At 64.6% G+C, this 12529-nt stretch carries 11 protein-coding genes; 3 read left to right on the top strand and 8 right to left on the bottom strand.

Annotated features, from left to right (window positions below):
- Positions 1 to 819, top strand: an 819-nt coding sequence (locus tag CA951_RS40315) for an MFS transporter (protein WP_143543184.1), incomplete at its 5' end; no start/stop codon positions are given.
- 104 nt (positions 820 to 923) lie between these two features.
- Here CA951_RS40315 and CA951_RS40320 read toward each other — a convergent pair.
- The 7 genes from CA951_RS40320 to CA951_RS40345 are packed head-to-tail and all read right to left on the bottom strand — an operon-like array spanning position 924 to position 9061.
- On the bottom strand, positions 924 to 2525 hold the full coding sequence (locus tag CA951_RS40320; RefSeq protein ID WP_087562186.1) for a long-chain-fatty-acid--CoA ligase: 1602 nt from the start codon (positions 2523 to 2525) through the stop codon (positions 924 to 926).
- Between the two features lie 22 nt (positions 2526 to 2547).
- On the bottom strand, positions 2548 to 4353 hold the full coding sequence (locus CA951_RS40325; protein WP_179220501.1) for a sigma-54-dependent Fis family transcriptional regulator: 1806 nt from the start codon (positions 4351 to 4353) through the stop codon (positions 2548 to 2550).
- Positions 4354 to 5817 (bottom strand): NAD-dependent succinate-semialdehyde dehydrogenase, encoded by a 1464-nt coding sequence (locus tag CA951_RS40330; RefSeq protein WP_087562195.1) that lies wholly within the window; start codon positions 5815 to 5817, stop codon positions 4354 to 4356.
- Between the two features lie 35 nt (positions 5818 to 5852).
- Positions 5853 to 6872: a dihydrodipicolinate synthase family protein gene (locus tag CA951_RS40335; RefSeq protein WP_087562188.1), complete on the bottom strand. Its 1020-nt coding sequence runs from the start codon at positions 6870 to 6872 to the stop codon at positions 5853 to 5855.
- Positions 6873 to 6923: 51 nt separating this feature from the next.
- On the bottom strand, positions 6924 to 7931 hold the full coding sequence (locus CA951_RS40340; RefSeq protein ID WP_087562189.1) for an ornithine cyclodeaminase family protein: 1008 nt from the start codon (positions 7929 to 7931) through the stop codon (positions 6924 to 6926).
- A gap of 1 nt (position 7932) precedes the next feature.
- Complete coding sequence (locus CA951_RS44715) at positions 7933 to 8064, bottom strand: hypothetical protein (protein ID WP_256974282.1); 132 nt, start codon at positions 8062 to 8064, stop codon at positions 7933 to 7935.
- 58 nt (positions 8065 to 8122) lie between these two features.
- Entirely contained in the window at positions 8123 to 9061 is a 939-nt protein-coding gene (locus CA951_RS40345; protein WP_087562190.1) for a VOC family protein, read from the bottom strand.
- A gap of 139 nt (positions 9062 to 9200) precedes the next feature.
- On the opposite strand from CA951_RS40345, the gene CA951_RS40350 reads away from it, so the two are divergent.
- Together CA951_RS40350 and CA951_RS40355 are read left to right on the top strand one after the other, a co-directional pair.
- The gene (locus tag CA951_RS40350) at positions 9201 to 10130 is read left to right on the top strand and encodes a LysR family transcriptional regulator (protein WP_087562191.1); all 930 of its coding nucleotides are present in this window, start codon (positions 9201 to 9203) and stop codon (positions 10128 to 10130) included.
- Positions 10131 to 10472: 342 nt separating this feature from the next.
- Positions 10473 to 12281: an FAD-dependent monooxygenase gene (locus tag CA951_RS40355; RefSeq protein ID WP_256974283.1), complete on the top strand. Its 1809-nt coding sequence runs from the start codon at positions 10473 to 10475 to the stop codon at positions 12279 to 12281.
- Here CA951_RS40355 and CA951_RS43880 read toward each other — a convergent pair.
- On the bottom strand, positions 12257 to 12529 hold a 273-nt coding region (locus CA951_RS43880), incomplete at its 5' end, for a hypothetical protein (RefSeq protein ID WP_218780565.1). The two genes, CA951_RS40355 and CA951_RS43880, sit on opposite strands and share 25 nt — an antisense overlap.

Raw genomic sequence — 12529 nt, forward strand, 5'->3', positions numbered from 1 at the left:
TACGGTTGGACCGACACCGTCACCCTGAGTTGTTTTGCCATCTCCGCAGCCCTGCTGACGGGTTTCGTTGTGTGGCAAGCCAAAGCACGGGAGCCGATGCTCCCATTGCGATTGCTCGGCGATCGGTCCCGGTCAGGGTCGTATGCCACCATGCTCTTCCTCGGCGCGGGCATGTTCGCCACCTTCTACTTTCTGACGCTCTACATGCAGCAGATCCTCGGCTTCAGCCCCGTGAAAACCGGTTTCGCCTACCTGCCCTTCAGCCTCGGCATGGGAATCGCCGCTACGGCCAGTTCCAAACTCGTCGAACGCTTCGCGCCCCGCTATGTCGCCGCCCCCGGGTTGCTGATCGGCGCGGCCGGCATGGTGTGGTTCAGTACCTTGAGGCCTGACTCCGACTACCTCACCCATCTGATGCCCGCGATGTTCCTGACAGCTGTGGGACTCGGATTGAGTTTCGTGCCCATGACACTCGGTGCTGTCAGCCACGTCCGAGACGAAGACACCGGAATCGCGTCCGCACTGTTGAACACTGCCCAACAAGTCGGCGGAGCACTCGGACTGGCGGTGCTCAGTACGATCGCGACAGCAGCGGCCAACCGCCAACTTCCAGATGCGACGATCACGCTCTACCGCGGATTCGCGACTGGCAACGCCGATCTCATCGGGGCCGCGAGTAGTGCCTTGACGCACGGCTACACCGCCGCATTCCTTGTTGCGGGCGCATTCTTCGTCGCTGGCTTGGTCATCACCGTGTTCTCCATCAATACTCCGCGTCCGTCGCAGAGTCAGCCGATCCCCCACCCGGCCCGTGAGTGAAGTGGGACCATAGCGATCGCGAATTCCCCCACCTCGTCGAAGCGCCCATTGCTCACGAAGCTCCACGAGACAAGCGATGACCGCGTTGAAACAACCTGCAGCGCTTACCGACCCTGGGCGGCGCGTGTGTGCCACTGTTCGCGGAGCCGCTTCTTGTCGTACTTGCCGACACTGGTCAGTGGTAGCTCACCGACCTGGATGATTTGGTCGGGGAGCCACCACCGCGGAACTCGCTCCTGAAGGTGCGTGTGAAGTTGGTCATCGGTGACGGCAGCGGTGAGTACTACGAAGGCTACGGGGCGCTCGTCCCACCGTTCGTGCGGGACGCCGATGACGGTGGCACCGGACACGCTGTCGTGTGTCATCAGTGCGTTCTCGAGGTCGACACTGGAGATCCACTCTCCGCCCGACTTGATCATGTCCGACTGTCGATCGACGATCGTCACGTATCCCTCGTCGTCGACCTTCGCGACGTCGCCGCTGTGGTACCGACCGTCACGGAATGCCTGCCGGCTGCGCTCGTCGTCCAGGTAGGACTCGGCAACCCAGGGGCCGGAGAGGACGAGCTCCCCGGAGCTGGTGTCGTCCCAGGGGACTGGCGCGTCGTCGCGTACGACGGCGAGATCCAATCCGGGTACCGGAAGACCCTGACGTAGGCGACTTGTGACAGATGTGCGCTCGTCGAGCGCTACCAAATGCCGTTTGCGATGGTTGACGAGTACGAGCGGGGCGGCCTCGGTCATGCCGTAGGAGTGAACCAGCGGCACCCCCAGCCGGTCAGCCCTGGTGAGCAGCGATTCAGGGAGGGGCGCGCCGCCCGACACCACCATGCGCAGCGAGTTGGGGAGGTTGCCGTCACGCTCGAAATCACCGAACACGTCGGACCATACCGTCGGCACGGCCGCCGAGAAGGTGACGTCGTGTTCGCGCATGAGGCCCACGATGTCGGCGGCCTTGGGAGCAGGGCCGGGAAGGACGATTGTGCTGCCCATCCAGACGGCCGCAAACGGGATGCCCCACGCGTTGACATGGAACATCGGGACGATCGGGAGGACGGTGTCGGACTCGGAGAGGGCCCAGGTGTCGGCCATGCACAGTGCGGTGGTGTGCATGTAGAGCGCCCGGTGAGAGTAGACGACGCCCTTGGGTCGACCGGTGGTGGCCGAGGAATAGCACAGGGCAGCCGGCTCGGTCTCCACGATGTTGTCGGGAAAGTCGTACGGCCCGGCAGGGGCGCCCCGGAGGAGTTCCTCGTAGACGGCCCATCCCGGCGGCAGATCTGCGGGTGCGACCGATGTGTTGACGACCAGGCGAGGGGGCGCTTCCAAGCCGGCCGCCGCTTCGGCGGCGACCGGCACGAGGTCCGGATCGACGAACAGCGCGACGCTGCCTGCGTGGCGGAGAATCTCGCGGATCTGATCGACGCCGAGTCGCACGTTCACTGTATGGAGGACAGCGCCCATCGCGGGCAGCGCCAGGTACAGCTCGAGATGTCGTTGATGGTTCCATGCCAGCGTTGCCACGCGGTCGCCGCGGCGCACACCGAGTGAGTCGAGGGTGTGGGCCAGCCGGTCCACCCGCGCACCGATCTCGCGGTAGGTTGTGCTTCCGAGGCCCGCGACTCCGTGTGTGTAAACCTTGCGGTCGGCGTAGAGAGTGACCGCGCGGGACAGGAATCCGCTGATGGTCAGTTGTGACGAGTCCATGGATTGCTTTCAGAGTCGGTGGTCAGTCGATACCTAGTGAGGCGAGTTTGCGGTAGAGCGTGGCCCGGGAGACGCCGAGCGTCAGCGCGACCTGCTTCTTGTTGCCCTGAGCTGCATCGAGGAGGGCCAGGATGGCGTCCCGTTCGATCCGTTCGAGATAGGTGAGTGAGCGCGGGGCTGGTCTGGCATCGGTTGCCGGTGGAAGGTGCTCGGAACGCAGGAGCGTTCCTTCGGTCCTGTCGAGGGCAATCTGTAGCGCGTGACGAAGCTGCGTTACATTGCCTCTCCACGGCCGACGGGCGATGGTGGACAGGGTTTCAGGGCTGATCCGCACCCCGGGCCGCATTTGGTCAACGAGGCTGGATGCGACGGGTCCGATGTCCTCGGGTCGGTGGTCGAGTGGAGCCAGGTCGACGACCCGATCAAAGGCGGCCGCCACAGATGGGTCCACCGGAGTGGTTCCGTCCGTGCGCAGGATGCCGATAACCGGTGCTTTGTGTCCGTCGCGGACGATCCGCTGGCTGAATGAATGGGCGTCCGCTGCCCCGAGCTGCTCCATCTGTTCGACGAGCATGACATCCATTCCAGCCCAAAGCTCCGGTGCGCGTATGAATTCCACCGCAGGTACGGGGCGTACGTCACCGGTGGCGGAGTCGAGTTGCGCCACCGTGGCGGCGAGCACGCTCTTGCCTACTCCTGCCGCGCCGGTCAGCAGGACCCGCTCCCTGAGGGTGATGGCACGGACGACGTCGGTGACGGCGGCCTGCCAGAGCAGGCTCGTGCCTGGAAGCTTGTCGAGCACGCGAGCTGTGAGGTCGGAGGGACGTTTGACCGACCGCCGCCGTGCGGCGGCAGGCCCGGAGGGGCGCTGAGATCCGAGGTGGAGGATGCAGCCCACCAGCAGCCCTCCGTCATGGACGGGCCGTAGCTGTGCCCGCCGTTCCGTCATGGCGGGGATGCCGAGATCCAAGATCTCGCAACCGTCGGCGAGTGCCTGTTGCGCTCGTTCCCAAAGAACTTCGTGGGTTTGCAAACCAGGTAGGGCGCTGGCCATCCGATTGGACATGAGCATCCGGTGGTTGATCGCCAGGACCGGGCGTCGCACGCCACGACGGTCGGTACGGAGGAATGCGTCCAGAAGCGCACGGTCCTCGGCGGCGTACCCGCTGATGAGACGCTCACCCATTTCTTTCGCGGCGCGTTCGACTATTGCCCCCATCATCTTGGTTGGTGAGCCCGTCAGGCCGACGAGGTCCACAACTCCCTCGATCTGGCCGGTGCCTGGATGGACGATCGGTGCGCCCACGGCGGTCACTGCATCGAAAGCGCAATTGTAGTGCTCGGCTCCTTCGATGACGGTGATCTGTCCGTCTTCGAGAACGCTGCCGAGTCCTGTCGAGCCGACCTTTGCCTCTTCGAAGACGGCACCGGGTAGGACGGCCATGCTGTCCAGCCGGCGCTGCATCCCGCTGTCTGCAATCCATCGACCTACGATGCGAGCTTCTCGGTCCGTCACCATCATCGCGGCTTCGGTGCCGTCCAGTTGCCGCATGAGGGTGGTCCCGACCGGGGTGACGGCTCGGAGGAGGGCGCTGTCGGGGACGGGGCCCGGATCGACCGCGACGGGAGCAGCATTGGCATCGACGCCTGCAGCCCGGGAACGGCGCCAAGCCACCAGTGTGGCCTCACGAAGCTCTGAAGACTCGGTCCCGTCGCGCAGGAACGCCTCTCGAGCCGCAACGATTGTTCGTTGATCCAATACCGCTGCGCTTCTTGTCATCTGCTTGTTCTCTTTCCAGCTCGTTGGCCACCCCCACGGCCGCGTCAATCACCACGAGGCGGCGATGTACTTCGTCTCCAGGAACTCCAGCAGCCCGTCATGCGCGCCCTCCCGACCGAGTCCGCTCTGTTTCCATCCGCCGAAGGGCGCGGCCGGGTCGGACACGACACCCCGGTTGACACCGACCATTCCCGCCTCGAGACCGTCAGCAACTCGCATTGCCGCACCGAGATCATTCGACTGGACGAAGGCGACGAGACCGAAGTCGGAGTCGTTGGCGAGCGCTATCGCCTCGCTCTCGTCGTCGAATCCCACGATGGGCGCAACCGGCCCGAAGATCTCCTCTGTCAGGCACGGTGCGTCGGCGGGGACGTCGTGCAGAACGGTGGGCTCGTAGAAGGCACCGGGGCCATCGACAAGGTGGCCGCCCAGCACGACTTCCGCCCCGGCAGCCGTAGAGCGTTCAACCAGCGACGCGACGTCCTGGGTTGCGCCCTTGTTGATCATCGCGCCGATCTGGACCCCCTCGTCGAGGCCATGGCCCATCCGCATCTCGCCCATCGCCTTGGCGAGTCGGGAGGTGAACTCGTCCATGCGTGAGCGGTGGACGTAGAACCGGTTCGCTGCCGTGCACGACTGGCCCCCGTTGCGGAGCTTGGCCACCAGCGCGCTCTGGACTGCTGTCTCGATGTCGGCGTCGGCCAGCACGAGGAAGGGAGCGTTTCCACCCAGCTCCATGGAGCAGTTCAGGACCCGTTCCGACGCCTGCTTCAGCAGTGCACGACCCACTTCGGTCGAGCCTGTGAAAGACAGCTTGCGGACCCGCGGGTCTGCAAGCATCGCACCGACCACCGCGGACGAGCGTTTGGTGGTGACTACGTTGAGGACGCCATCTGGCAGACCCGCCTGACGAAAGATCTCGGCTATCGCCAATGCCGTGAGCGGCGTTTCCCCGGCCGGCTTGAGGATGGTCGTACAGCCGGCGGCCAGCGCGGGGCCGATCTTGCGGGTCGCCATGGCGGCCGGGAAGTTCCAGGGTGTGACGAACACACTCGGGCCCACAGGGCGCAGGTCCGTGATGATGCGACTCTTCCCGTTGGGCGCGACGCCGAAGGTTCCGAATCCGCGGGTGGCTTCCTCGGAGAACCAGCGGAGGAACTCGGCGGCGTAGTCGACCTCGCCGAGGGCTTCGCTCAGGGCTTTGCCGTTCTCACGCACGATGAGTCGGCCCAGAGGTTCCCGCTGCGCAATCATGAGTTCGAATGCGCGTCGCAGGATCTCGCCCCGCTCGCGTGGAGCGGTGGCTGCCCACGTTGTCGATGTTGCGGCGGCTGATTCGACGGCGGCAAGTCCGTCGGTCACCGAGCTGTCGGGGACCTGGGCAAGGAACTCGCCGTTGCCTGGATCGAACACCTCGAATGTTGCACCGGTATCGGCCTGCACCCATCGGCCGCCGATGAACTGTTTGCCTCCACCAACCTCGACGTCGAGGCTCGACGACGCTGTGGTCATCATTTGTCCTTCCGTTGACGTGTGTTCCCGTGGTGTCAGGCCGGGTAGCGGCCGTGCATGAACTCGCTGTCGGGGTCCTCGGTGACAGGCAGCCCCGCAGCGGTGAGGCCGGCGCGGAGGGTGCGCATGTGTTTGTCCGGTACGCGCATGGCCGGTGCCCGCAGCGGGCCGCCGTTGAAGCCTGCGAGCCAGTCTTGGTACTTCCACACGGTGCGGTTGATAACGCCGATCGATGCCATGTAGCTGCTGGCCACCGAGTCGTTCGCCTGCCGCGCGGGGTTGATGCGCCAGTAGTCGTCCATCGCCTCGGTCCACCGGTCGCCACGGGCCTTTGCAAAGGCCTCGGGGTAGTAGGTGCTCATCCATTGGGTGTTACTGGTTCCCGAGAATTGGATGTCCATGAGGTCCATCAGCGGGATGGCGTGGCTCTCGATCGGGCAGCTGATGACTACCTCGTCGGCGAAGTGGTGGTACATCTCCACGACGCCGCCCGGGAGCGGATAACCCTGCTCGGCCTTGATCGCGACGACATTGGGGATTGTGTCGATCATGCGCCGGATGAGGTCGACCGACATGCCAGCCGGGTGGATCCGCTCGAAGCCCCAGGTGGGGATCGGGAACAGCATCACCCCAAGGTTGGTGGCATCGCAGAAGGTCTTGGTGTAGTTGTAGATCTCTCGTTCAGTGGTCGGCCAGAACTGTGGCGGGTAGGAGAGCAGCACCAGATCTGCTCCGGCTTGTTCCGCGAGCTTCACCGCCCGGATGTTCTCCTCGAGAGTCCCGAAGGACGCGTGAAAGAAGAGTCCGAGCCGATCGCCGGCGGTTTCGCGCGCGACAGCCGTGAACTCGGCGTTCTCCTCCGGTGTGAGATTCAGTTCGGACATCACCAGTGTGTAGTCGTATCCGAGCCCGATCATGTGCTCGATGTCGTGGGCGATGCCCTTGGCGTTGAGCTTGGTGAGATCGCGTGTGAACGAGGGGATGGTGACGCCCGAGACTCCTCGCAGGTTCTCCTTCGCCCAGTCCCGGGCCGAGTTCTTCGTGTACGAAACCATTTCTCTTTCCTCTTATCCCTTAGCTGCTTCAGTGTGCTGGCGTATTGCCGTTCACTTCTTGACTGGCTCCACCAGCAGGGGGACGGCTCTGCCCAGTCCACGCGCGGTCGCGAGTCGGTAAACGAGTTCGGCGACGACGATGTCCTGCAGCGCCGAGCCGACTGACTTGTAGAGCACGATCTGGTCCTCGGACGTGCGTCCCGACACTCGGTTACCTACGGCATCGGCCAGCGCCGAGACCTTGGCTGATGCGGGGACACCGGCCGCTTCAGCGGCCAGGAAATCGCCACTTTCCCCAACGACCTCCTCGACAACGTCGGCGACGATGACGTCGGCACGTGCGAGAGTCGCGGTGTCCACCTCTCGTTGCTCGGGGAGCGTCGATCCGATCGAGACGATCGTGGTCCCCGGCTCGAGCCAGGCTCCCTCGATGACTGGGGTCTCGTCACGCGAGCGTGCCGCGCAGATCACCAGATCCACATCGTTGACGGCTTGCCGGGCAGATTCGGTGGGTATTGCCGGGACGCCCAAGTCGGCGATTATTGACTGCGCGAACGCCGCACGGTTGGCTGGAGTCGGGCTGTATACCGCGACCGAGTCGAGCCGGCGAACCGCTGCGAGCGCGCGCACGTGGTTGGACGCTTCGAAGCCGCTACCGATTACTCCGACACGCAGTGCCCCTGGCCGTGCCAAGGTGTCCGCGGCCAGCGCCGAGGTCGCGGCGGTGCGAAGCCCGGTGATGTGGTGGCCGTCGAGGAGCGCTACGAGTTCCGCGGTCCTTCGGTCGAGCAGGAGCAGTGGGTAGCTGGCGCGAGCCGACTCAGCGGAAAACATGATCAGCTTGGCCCCGATGTGATCGCCCGAGGTGGAGGCGGCGGTCAGGCTGCGCAGCCAAGCGCGCTCCCCTCGGGCCATCGTCCGCGGAGGCACCATGGCCTCGCTCGCAGGCGAGGCATACGCCTCCCGGAGGCTTTCTACTATCAAGTTCCAGTCGGCGACGGCGAGGACGTCGTCGCTGGACAGGAGCGTGGTCGTGCCGGTGGTCGTTGCGCTGCGCATGTCAGAGCTGCTCCACGGTCGCGCGAACGGACTCTTCCGGGGCTCCGTTGCCCATCACACGGAACTCTGAACCGAGCTCATGGGCAGCGGCGGGACCGGTGATCCCGCCCTCGATGATTGATGTGTTTGTCATGGCGTTCCTTCTTGGCATGGGAGTTGGGGGCGATGGATCCTGAGGCGATGGGGAACGATCAGACAGGTGGCGCGACGAAGACACCCTTGTCGACGTCGTTGCGCATCTCGGAAAAGGTCTGCTCGCTCATCGGGCCGGCAGTGCCCCACTGATCGGAGGTCATCGGATCGGTCGCGTCGTAGACCTCCGGGTGCCAGGTGTCTTCGTCGAGTTCGAGGAGCTCGGTTGTGTATTCCACGACGTTCCCGTGGGGGTCGAGGAAATAGGAGAAGGTGTTGTCTCCGATGGCGTGACGACCCGGTCCCCACAGTGCCGGTGTTCCGCTGCGCAGCAGGCGGCCGGTGCCGCGCATGTACTCATCGAGGCCGCGCATCTCGAACGACATGTGGTTGATCGAGGTGTGCGGGCCTTGGGCAAAGGCGATGGTGTGGTGCGTGTTGTTGATCCGCATGAAGTAGAACAAGTCGCCGGAATCAGGGTGGGCTAGCGTGTCCGAGAGCTTGAAACCGAGGTGTTCCTCGTAGAAAGCTCTAGTGGCTGCGATGTCAGGCGAGTTGACCACCACGTGGGAGAGCTTGACCGGGATGGGTTCCCCGGCCTCGATCTTGCGGTGCTGCCGCGACGCGACGTCGGCGGAGACTTCCACGACACGGCCGTCTGCGTCGAAGAAGCGGAAGCCGTAGCCGCCTCCGGGGCCTTGGACGATATCGGGCTCGCTGATGAGCTGCACTCCCGACGTACCGAGGCGCTCGGCGAGCTTGTCCACGTCCACGCGATCGGCGGCGCCGAAGGAGATCAGGTCCAGGCGCTTCTCCGGGGCCTGTCGGATGCGGACTGAGTATTGCTCGGGTGACCCTTCAGCCGCCAGGAACGCGAGGTCTCCGTCCCTCTCGATCTGGGTGAGCCCCCAAGCGTTGGTGTAGAACGCCAGCTGGGCTTCGAAGTCGGGGACCGCGATGTCGACGTGGCGGAGGTGAGTCAGGGATCGCTCCGTCATGGCTGCTCCTCGGGGTTGAACGTTGGGGAAACGGTGCTGTGGCCAAGATTGCCCAAGTCCGAAGTCGCTGGGAAGGCGAGATATGCGATACATCACCATCACTGTGGTTGATAGTCCTGTTGGAATGTGACAATGCCGCATGGACCTTTCAGGCATTGCCCGACTTGACCTGAACCTGCTGGTCCCGCTGGAGGCGCTGTTGCGTGAGCGCAGTGTCACGCGGGCAGCCGCTCGTCTCGGTCTCGGCCAGCCGGCTCTGAGCGCATCGCTCGCCAAGTTGCGCCGGCATTTCCACGACGATCTACTTCAACGTGTCGGCAATTCCTATGTGCTCACCCCACTTGCCGTCCAGCTCAGTCATCGTTTGACGTACGCGTTGGAAGCAATCGGGCAGGTCTTCGACGACCAGATCCCGTTCGATCCGTCCGAGGTCGATCGGGAGTTCACGCTCCTGGCGTCTGATTTCGCCACCGCGACAATCGGAGGCGCAATTGCTGACCTGCTGCATCACACGGCTCCGCATGCTCGACTCCGGATGAGCCGTTTCGATCTGTATTCGGTCATGCTCGGCCGCACCGATCTCGTCGAGGCCGTCGACGGCTTGGTGCTTCCGCATGGATTCGTCTCGGGTCTCCCCTACGTCGACGTGTTCTCCGACCGGTGGATGGCGATCGTCTCCTCTGCCAACAACTCAGTGGGTGACAAGCTGACCGACGATGACGTCACCAAGCTCTCCTGGGTGGTCGCCTATCGCGACGCGGCAATCTCGAGCGCGGCGGAGTGGAGTCTTCGTCTACACGGCATCGAGGTCACAGCCTCAATCGTGGTCGACAGTTTTCTCGCCCTGCCCGCCCTCGTCGCCGACAGCAATCGCGCAGCCTTCATCGAATCGCGCCTGGTTTCCCGTGCCGTAGCAGCCGGCGATGTTCGGGCCGTCGAATTGCCCGGCGAGACAAGGCCACTTGTCGAAGCGCTCTGGTGGCACCCCTCGCGCACCGATGACCCCGCACACACCTGGTTCCGCGCGGTCGTCGTCGAGGCCGGGCGTTCAGTGAGCGACAGTCGCTGAGTCCGTTCCTTGGCCCTATCTGGGGTGACCGCCATGTGGTTCGTCGAATCGTGCGTCCGGCATCGCTACCACGATGCGCCTGGCAACGCCGCGCCGATCGCCGCACTAACCCGGTGTGGGCGGCGGAAGTCGCCAGCTCGGCTCCGGCCAGGCCGCATGGATCCACCGTTGGATGGCCGCCCGGCCGCCCGCATTTGTTGGCTCACAACTGAGACACTCGGCGCCTTCTGGGTGTCCTAGCATTCGAGGCAGATTAGTGGTCTCAGTCACAGAGGAGTGGACGTGGAGCGAATTTCAAATTCCAACGGTGGAGGGAGCGCTCCCAGCGCAGACCGCGTGCCCGTGCTCATCGTCGGGGGCGGAGTAGCAGGCTTGTCGGCCTCGATCATGTTGTCGCGGATGGGAGTGGAACACCTCTTGGTGGAGCGACGCCGCGAGGCGGCCGGGTTACCCAAGGCCCATATCGTGAGCGCGAAGACCATGGAGATCTTCCGCCAGCTCGGCCTCGACGAGGTCGTCTACAAGGCAGGAAGCCCACTGGACCGCATGGAGCGATTCAACTGGATGACCTCGCTGTCCGGGCCGACCCCACTGCATGGAAGGGAGATCGGCTACGTCGACTCCTGGGGCGGTGGCGACGACGTCCCCCGATATGCCCGCGCAACTCCGTGCGTCTACACCAACCTGTCGCAGACCAAGCTCGAACCGGTGTTGTTCGGTGAGGCTGAACGATCCGCCCCGGGCAGCGTGCGCTACGGCCAGGAGCTGTTGACAATCACCCAGGACGATGACGGTGCTTACGCCACGTTGCGTGACGTCACAACCGGCAAAGAATGGTCGATCGAAACCGACTATGTTCTTGCTGCGGACGCGGGCCGCACCGTCGGTCCGCAGATCGGAGTCGGCTGGATCGGTGAGAAGCAGATCGGCCAGGCGATGATCGTTCACTTCAGCGCTGACTTGCACTCGTGGATCGACGACCCCCGGGTGGGCATCAGCATTTTCCTCAGTCCCGACAACATCGGTCACGGCCTCTGGAGTGGCGCGCTCGTCAAGATGGGACCCACGCGCTGGGGAACCGACGCCGAGGAGTGGGTATGCCACGTCGGCGTTCCTGAGGGCGGAGTACCGGAGGACGAGGCCGAGGTCGTCTCGCTCGTCCAGAGGACACTCGGTGTTCCCGAGGAGGATTTCCATCCCGTCATCCACTCGGTCAACAAGTGGTCGATCGGCGGCGATTACGCCGACAGGCTCCACGTCGGCCGCATCCTCATGCTCGGCGACGCCGCGCATCACCATCCTCCGGCGGGTGGTCTCGGGCTGAATACCGCGGTTGCTGACGCGCAGAATGCAACCTGGAAGATCGCCCAGGTGGTCAAGGGCTACGCATCTCCGTCGCTACTGCATACGTACGAAGAGGAGCGCCAACCCGTTGCGCGGACCGTCGTCGACCAAGCCGTGTCGACGCTGATCGCGGAGACGGACGCGATCGTGGGTGTCCTCGGTGGCTTCGAGCAGGGCGCGGAGGGTTGGGCGGCGCTGGAACGGCTGTTCTCCGCGAATGAGGAGGGCGTGAGACTGCGCGCGTCGATGGCGAAGATGTTTCGCGAGACCAACTTCGGGACGAGGATGCTCGGCGTCGAACTCGGACAGCAGTACACGGGCAGTGCGGTCGTTCCCGACGGTACGGAGCCGCCGGCCAACGACGACCCGATCCGGGAGTACGTGGCGTCGGCGCGGCCAGGACACCGGGTGCCCCACGCCTGGATCGAGCGCGACAGTCAGCGTTTCTCCACCATCGACCTAGCGAAACTCGACCGATTCGTCCTGGTTGTCGACCCGGCTGCGCGGACCGCGTGGTTGGAGGCGATCGCCGGTGCCGCCAGAGAGGCGGCGACGCCGATCGAGCTGGTGACAATCGGGGAGCACGGTGACTACGTCGACGTCACGCACAACTGGGCTGACGTCAATGGGCTGGCCCCCGGAGGCGCGCTCCTGATCCGTCCGGATTCCTTCGTCGGGTGGCGCTGCGCGACGCTGCCGGCCGACGCTACTGGTGCACTCACGGACGCTGTCTGCTCGCTACTCGGACTTCCGCCGAGCGAATTCCCGGTAGCCGTTTCAGGTCATGACGCTGTCATGTCGTTGTAGACGCCAGGCGCGACACGGGCTGAACGAAACGGACGGGTCTTCCTCGGCAGGATGAGACGTACCCCCGACGTATCCGCCGGCAGGAAGACCCGTCCGTGCTCCACCGTAATGCCCCGCTGTCCGTTGAAGGCCGCCGCGGACTTGTGCAACGGTGCCAGACCCGAACCATCTCCCACCGGGCGGAGGCGGAGGAGCATCCGGTCGTCGGTGATGTCGACGTGGTCGACGTTGAGGCGGCTGATCAAGGC

Origin of the sequence: Rhodococcus sp. NCIMB 12038 (genome assembly GCF_002165735.1) — a bacterium.
GTDB lineage: Bacteria > Actinomycetota > Actinomycetes > Mycobacteriales > Mycobacteriaceae > Rhodococcus_F.

Coding starts and splice junctions, on each gene's coding strand:
- CA951_RS40320 (WP_087562186.1), bottom strand. CDS start 2,525: ATGGACTCGTCACAACTGACCATCAGCGGATTCCTGTCCCGCGCGGTC.
- CA951_RS40330 (WP_087562195.1), bottom strand. CDS start 5,817: ATGACCACAGCGTCGTCGAGCCTCGACGTCGAGGTTGGTGGAGGCAAA.
- CA951_RS40335 (WP_087562188.1), bottom strand. CDS start 6,872: ATGGTTTCGTACACGAAGAACTCGGCCCGGGACTGGGCGAAGGAGAAC.
- CA951_RS40340 (WP_087562189.1), bottom strand. CDS start 7,931: ATGCGCAGCGCAACGACCACCGGCACGACCACGCTCCTGTCCAGCGAC.
- CA951_RS44715 (WP_256974282.1), bottom strand. CDS start 8,064: ATGACAAACACATCAATCATCGAGGGCGGGATCACCGGTCCCGCCGCT.
- CA951_RS40345 (WP_087562190.1), bottom strand. CDS start 9,061: ATGACGGAGCGATCCCTGACTCACCTCCGCCACGTCGACATCGCGGTC.
- CA951_RS40350 (WP_087562191.1), top strand. CDS start 9,201: ATGGACCTTTCAGGCATTGCCCGACTTGACCTGAACCTGCTGGTCCCG.